Origin of the sequence: Parafrankia sp. Ea1.12 (assembly GCF_900465275.1) — a bacterium.
Classification (GTDB): Bacteria; Actinomycetota; Actinomycetes; order Frankiales; family Frankiaceae; genus Parafrankia; species Parafrankia soli.
In genome coordinates this window covers 1-6,301 of record NZ_UBIZ01000202.1, presented here as the reverse complement: position 1 = coordinate 6,301, position 6,301 = coordinate 1, and the positions used below count along the sequence as shown (strand labels likewise).

6 protein-coding genes are annotated in these 6,301 nt (G+C 75.0%); 1 reads left to right on the top strand and 5 read right to left on the bottom strand.

From position 1 onward, the window contains the following. The 5 genes from FMEAI12_RS07080 to FMEAI12_RS07060 form a co-directional block, all read right to left on the bottom strand. Positions 1-317, bottom strand: a 317-nt coding sequence (locus FMEAI12_RS07080) for a class I SAM-dependent methyltransferase (RefSeq protein ID WP_146776646.1), incomplete at its 3' end; no start/stop codon positions are given. 4 nt (positions 318-321) lie between these two features. Then, positions 322-1,428, bottom strand: coding sequence for an adenosine deaminase (gene add, locus FMEAI12_RS07075; RefSeq protein WP_112105405.1), 1,107 nt, complete (start codon positions 1,426-1,428; stop codon positions 322-324). A 95-nt stretch (positions 1,429-1,523) separates the two neighbouring features. Next, complete coding sequence (mqnC, locus tag FMEAI12_RS07070) at positions 1,524-2,729, bottom strand: cyclic dehypoxanthinyl futalosine synthase (protein WP_049795791.1); 1,206 nt, start codon at positions 2,727-2,729, stop codon at positions 1,524-1,526. Between the two features lie 175 nt (positions 2,730-2,904). Further along, entirely contained in the window at positions 2,905-3,270 is a 366-nt protein-coding gene (locus FMEAI12_RS07065) for a hypothetical protein (RefSeq protein WP_235013782.1), read from the bottom strand. Between the two features lie 58 nt (positions 3,271-3,328). After that, complete coding sequence (locus FMEAI12_RS07060) at positions 3,329-5,179, bottom strand: serine/threonine-protein kinase (protein WP_112105404.1); 1,851 nt, start codon at positions 5,177-5,179, stop codon at positions 3,329-3,331. Positions 5,180-5,793: 614 nt separating this feature from the next. Here FMEAI12_RS07060 and FMEAI12_RS07055 point away from each other — a divergent pair. Further along, the gene (locus tag FMEAI12_RS07055) at positions 5,794-6,255 is read left to right on the top strand and encodes a sirohydrochlorin chelatase (RefSeq protein ID WP_071066462.1); all 462 of its coding nucleotides are present in this window, start codon (positions 5,794-5,796) and stop codon (positions 6,253-6,255) included. The last annotated feature ends 46 nt before the right edge of the window (positions 6,256-6,301 follow it).

Genomic DNA, 6,301 nt, shown 5'->3' with positions numbered 1-6,301 from the left:
GGCCCAGGCCCGGCGCCCGCCCGCGCGGTCGCGTCGGCGAGCCGGCGCCGGGCCTGGGCCAGCATGCCGAGAGAGAAGTCGCAGGCCACGACATCGGCCCCGGCGGCGGCGAAGGCCCGGGACGATGTCGCCGTCCCGGCCGCGACGTCGAGGACCCGCAGGCCAGGCGCCAGGGCCAGGGCCCGCGCGGTCGCGGTCCGCCAGGTGCGGTCCAGGCCGGCCGACAGCACCGCGTTCGTCACGTCGTACCGCCGCGCGACCTGGTCGAACATCGCGGCCACCTGGTCGGGCTTCTTGTCCAGACCCGCTCGACTCACCGGCTCATCCCTCTGCGTTCATCATGGCCACGGACCCCGTCGTCGCGGACCCAGCCGCGTCAGACCCGGCCAGCGTGGACCCAGCCGCCGCCGACCCAGCCGCCTCGGCGGCGAGCGCCGTGGCCTGGGCGGCGTCCCAGTCCGTGCCGGCCCCGAGCGCTGCCAGCCGGGACCGGGTCCGGTCGTCGCACAGCGCGCCGGCAACCCCGGCCTCGTAGAGCCGGGCGAGGCGCACCCCGAGGCCCGCCGCGACGGCGTACTCCCGTTCGAGATCCGTGCCGAACATCGCCGGATCGTCGGTGGCCAGCGAGCAGCGCAGCCCGGCCGCGAGCAGCTCGGGCAGCGGGTGCGCCGCCAGGTCGGTGACGACACCCGTCCGCAGGTTCGACGTCGGGCAGATGTCCAGCACGATGCCCCGCTCTACCAGCTCGGCGACGAGCTCGGGGTCCTCGAGGGCCCGCACGCCGTGCCGGATCCGCCTCGCCCCCAGCGCGTGCAGCGCGCCGCGCACCGACTCGGCGCCGGCCGTCTCCCCCGCGTGCGGGACGGCGGGCAGGCCGGCGTCCGCGGCGGCGGCGAAGACCGGCGCGTACGGCTCCGGCGGATGGCCCACCTCGGGCCCGCCGAGCCCGATCCCGACGACACCGCGGTCGGTGAACCGGGCTGCCCAGCCGACGACGTCCATCGCGACCTCGGGTGGCAGCACCCGGTCGATGTCCGGGGTCAGCCGTACCTCGACCCCGAAGCGCTCGCGGGCCTCGACGGCACCCTCGGCGTAGCCGGTGAAGATCTCCTGCCAGGGCACGCCCCGGTTCACCCGGAACCACGGCGAGAAGATGCCTTCGAGGTAGACGGCGCCCTGCGCGGCGGCCCGTCCCGCGTAGTCGACGACGACCTCGCGGAAGTCGTCGGCCGTGCGCATGACCTGCGTCGTGAGCACCCAGACCTTGAGGAAGTGGTCGAAGTCGCGGAAGCGGTACAGCTCGGCCACGCCCTCGACGGTGCGCGCCGGCAGCGCCTCGTTGTTGCGGCGCGCCATCGCGAGCAGCATCTCCGGCCGCACCGTCCCCTCGAGGTGGACGTGCAGCTCGATCTTCGGCCCGCTACCCACCGCGGCCGGCTCGCCCCTGACCGCCTCAGCGGACGTCGACACAGCATTCGGGACGGCCTTCGGGACAGCGTTCGGTTCGTGGCGCTGGTCGTGGCTCAGGTCGACACCAGCGGCAGCGCGGTCGAGGAGAAGTGCGAGGCCACCCGGTCGTCGACCGGGTCGAGCGCCGGGTCACGGTGCACGACGAGGTGCCGGTACAGCGTGTCGCGCTGCGCCGGGATGCGGTCGGCGGCCCGGATCAGGTGGATGAGCTCGGACCGGTTGGTGCGGTGCCGGGCCCCCGCGGAGGAGACGACGTTCTCCTCGAGCATCACCGAGCCGAGATCGTCGGCGCCCATGTGCAGGGTGAGCTGGCCGACCTCCTTGCCGGTGGTCAGCCACGAGCCCTGCAGGTGGGCCACGTTGTCGAAGAACAGCCGCGCGACGGCCACCAGCCGCAGGTACTCCAGGGTCGTCGCCTGCGTCCGGCCGCCGAGGTGGTTGTTCTCCGGCTGGTACGTCCACGGGATGAACGAGCGGAACCCGCCGGTGCGGTCCTGGACGTCCCGGATCATGCGCATGTGCTCGATGCGCTCGGCGTTGGTCTCGCCGGTGCCCATCATGAACGTCGCCGTCGACTCCAGGCCCAGGCCGTGGGCGATCTCCATGACCGACAGCCACACGTGGCCGGGCTCCTTGAGCGGGGCGATCGCGTGCCGGGGACGCTCGGTGAGGATCTCCGCGCCCGCGCCGGCGAAGCTGTCGAGCCCGGCGTCGCGCAGCCGGGTGATCACCTCGGCGAAGTCCAGGTCGGACGTCCGCGCGATGTGCACGACCTCGCTGGCGCCGAGCGAGTGCAGGGCGAGCTGCGGGTAGGCGGCCTTGATGCCGGCGAACGTCCGCTCGTACCACTCGATCCCGAACTCGGGGTTGTGGCCGCCCTGCAGCATGATCTGGGTGGCGCCCAGCTCGACCGCCTCGCCGCATTTGGCGACGATGTCGTCGAGGTCGCGGACCCAGCCCTCGGCGTGCTTCGGCGACCGGTAGAAGGCGCAGAACCGGCAGGCCGTCACGCAGACGTTGGTGTAGTTGATGTTCCGGTCGATGATGTAGGTGGCGATGCCGTCCGGGTACCGGCGGCGGCGGACGGCGTCGGCCGCACGCCCGAGCCCGTGCAGCGGAGCGGACGTGTAGAGGAGGAGCGCCTCCTCCGGCGAGATCCGCCCGCCGTCGGCCGCCCGGTCGAGCAGCGCGCGGATCTCGGCGTCGGGAACGCGGGCCCGGCCCGCCGGGGACTCACCGTCGGCATCAACAAGGCTCACCCCAGGATCGTACGACCTGCGCCGGGCGAGCCCCGGGCGACGGGCGGCCGAACTCGGACGAGCCGGCTCGGAAGACACCGCCTCAGAAGCCCCGGCCCGGGCTACACCGGCCCGGGGAAGCGCCGGCCCGGGTGGCGCCGGCCCCGGCGGCGCCGGGGCCGGGTGGCGGACCGGCTCAGATCCGGTCGTATCCCGAGCTGTCGCGGGAGCCGGAACCCGCCCCGGCGCCGGGCCCGCCCGCACCGGTCGTTCCCGGGCCGGAAGGCCCGGCGCCGTTCTGGCCGCCGAAGTCGGAACGGTGCACGTCGGAGTGCATGTTGTCCGGCCCGACACGGGCGTCATGGCCGGTACCCTGCCCGCTACGGCCGCGGCTGGTGAGCTTGCTGGACAGCTGTCGGATCTTGTCGCGGTTCTCCGGCTTGTTCGCCGCGGCCCGCGCCTTGTCGACCATCTGGCGGGCCTTCGGGCTGTGGAGCATCTCCTGGACCTTGCTGCTGAAGTTCGCCATGACGACGGTGTACCTGTGTCGGGCCTGTTTCATGCCGCCGACCTCCACGCGGCCGCGAAGCGTGGCCGGCCCGGGCCCGCGCCAGCACGGTTCAGCCGTTCTGGTTCCCGAGCCCGCCGGGCAGCTGGGTGGGCAGGTTGGGAACCTGGTCGCCCAGGTCAGGGGTCTGGTCACGCAGGTTGTCGGTCTTGCCCCACAGGTCGTCGATCCGGCCGCCGATGTCGTCCCGGAATGTGCTGACGACTCTGTCCCAGAGCCGCTGGCGCTGGTCGTCCACCATCGTGGCGATCTGGTCGGCCGCCGACAGCAGGAGCAGCACGAGCGCCACGAAGATGATCGTCTTCTTGAACGGGATCCGCAGGCGCCACCGCCGGCGCGGCCGGCGGCTCGGCGCGTACGGCGCCGGCGCGGGGGGTGCCGGGCGGTGCGCGTCGCCGTAGTACGGCGCCGGCGCCGGAGCGGGCGAGGGCGCCGGCCGGGGAGCCGGTCGCGGCGCCGGGCGAGGCGCGGGCGGGGGTGGCGCGGCGGGTGCGTATCCACGGGGAGCCGGCCTGGCACTCGCCGGCCGCGCGCCGCCGCCCTGGGCCTGCGGCGGACCGGCCGCGCCGGCACCGGCCGCCGCCGCGCCGGCTCCAGCCGCGCCGGCCGCACCTGCCGAGTACCGCCCGTCCGGTCGGGCGGCTTCGGGCTCGTCCCCGTACTGGACGAATCCGCCCTTGCGGCGGCGGCGGGCGGGTTGCTGCCCGCCCGGCACCGGCGGGGATGCCGGGCGGGCACCGGGCAACCCGCCCGGGGCCGCACCGTCGCCCGGCCGGCCCGAGGCAGGCGCCGGCGGGCCCTCCCACCAGCGGCTACTGACGTCCGCGGGGCCGGCGACGCGGGTCCGGGCCGGTCGGCCGGGGGCCTGGCCCGCGCCGGCCGTCCCGCCCGCCACACGGGTCGCCGCGGGCCCACCACCGGCTCCGGCGGCTCCGGCGGCACCTGCCGCGCCGAAGGTGTCGCCCGCGCCGCCCGCGCCGGCGGCCGCCGCGGCGGCGGACCGGCCGCGTGGCCAGGTGCCGTCGAGGACCTCACTGGCCACGGCGCGCGTGTTGCCGCTCCGGCCACGGTCACCGAGCAGGTTCAGCAGGATCTGCTCGGCGGACGGCCGCACCCGCTGGTCGCGTCGCAGCGCCGCGGCGACGACGTCGCGCAGCTGTGCCGGGACGGGCCGCAGGTCGGGCTGGCCGGTGAGGATCCGCTCCGACATCTCGAGATAGGTGCCGTCGCCGTAGGGGTGGCTCCCGCCCGCGGCGTAGGCGACAAGGAGGCCCCAGGCGAAGACGTCGGTCGCCGGGCCCACCGGCGCCGTGCCCTCCATCTGTTCCGGGGCCATCCACCCGGCCGAGCCCAGGACCAGCCCGGACTGGGTGCGCCCGCCCGCCGCGTCGAGCGCCCGCGCGATCCCGAAGTCGATCACCCGGGGGCCGGAGTACGACAGCAGCACGTTGCTGGGCTTGAGGTCACGGTGCACGATCCCGGCGCCGTGGATCGCGGTCAGCGCGGAGGCCACCCCGACGGCGACCCCCTGCAGGGTGGACAGCGGCAGCGCCCCGGACTCGGCGACGACCTCGTCGAGCCGGGCACCGTCGATGAACTCGGTGACCAGGTAGGGACGGCGGGCGTGCGGGTCGGCGTCGAGGACCTGCGCGGTGCAGAAGGGGGCCACCCGGCGGGCGGCGGCGACCTCGTCGGCGAACCGCTCCCGGAACTCCGGATCCACCGCGAGATCCGAGCGGATCACCTTGATCGCTACGTGCCGGCTGCTCTGGTCGAGGGCCAGGAAGACGGTGCCCATGCCGCCGGCGCCCAGCCGGCCGACGACCTCGTAGCGCCCGATCAACGTCGGATCACCCGGCTGCAGGGGGGCACCCCGCGTCCGGCGTGCCGATCGGTCCGCCACTGGTCTCCCGCTCGTCTCGGGCGCCACCGCGACGTGCCGCCACCCTCGATCCCGCGGGAACCCGCGGACACCCCATCATCACGCCTCGGCCGCGCCGGCGACAGGCCGGCGGTCCGGGTCGCGCCGGGCGGCCGTCGCTCGCGACGGTAACCCGCGCAGCGTCGGATGACCGTATGCTGTCCGTCTTCCGACGGCCGCCCGCCGTAACAGCACCCAGCCCGCGAGCCGGGCCACCGGGCCCGGCGATCTCCAACCCCGAGGGCCACTGCGATCCCAGACCACACGACCAGGACAGATCGCTATCTATCGGACAGAACTCCCAAAGGGCCGGGCGGCCTGCTCGCCCTTTCGTTTCCATCTCGCCCTAATGAGGTGGAATCCGCTGCCATCGACACCCGAAACGGCGAGGAAGAAACCAAACGGCGAGAAGGACTCCTCAGGGCAAGAAGCCGAGCCGGGCCTCCGATCAGCCGCCAGGAACAGAGCCACCCCAGCATCAGAGCCGGGCCCGCGCCGCCGCGCCGCGGCGGGCCGGAACCGCCCGGCGACGCGCCCGCCCGGCGACGCGCCCGCCCGGCGACGCGCCGCCCGCCGCTGGTTGCAGACTAGAGAGCATGCGCGGTCTCCTGGTGATCGGACACGGCTCGCGGCGGGCGGAGGCGAACGCCACGGTCGTCGAGCTCGCGCGCACGCTGGCCGGTGCCGACACCGACAGCCCAGCCCCAGCCCCCGGCGACGGGAGCGGCGGCGGCGTGCCGACCGGCACGCCCCCCGCCTGGGACGCGGTGGAACCGGCCTTCCTCGAGATCGCCCGCCCGGACATCGCGGAGGGCTACGCCGCGCTGGTCCGCACCGGCTGCTCGGAGATCGTGGCGCATCCCTTCTTCCTGTTCGACGGGAACCACACCAGCCGCGACATCCCGGACGCTCTGGCGGCAGCGCAGACGGACCACCCCGGGACGAGCTGGACGGTCACCCAGCCGCTCGGGCTGCATCCGGGGGTCGTGCGGGCCGTGCAGGCCCGCATCGAGGACGCGCTGCACCAGGCCGCCGCCGCGGCACCGGCACATTCCTGACCATTGCGTTCGCGGGGTACCGCTAAGGCCACGGCAGTGCCCACCC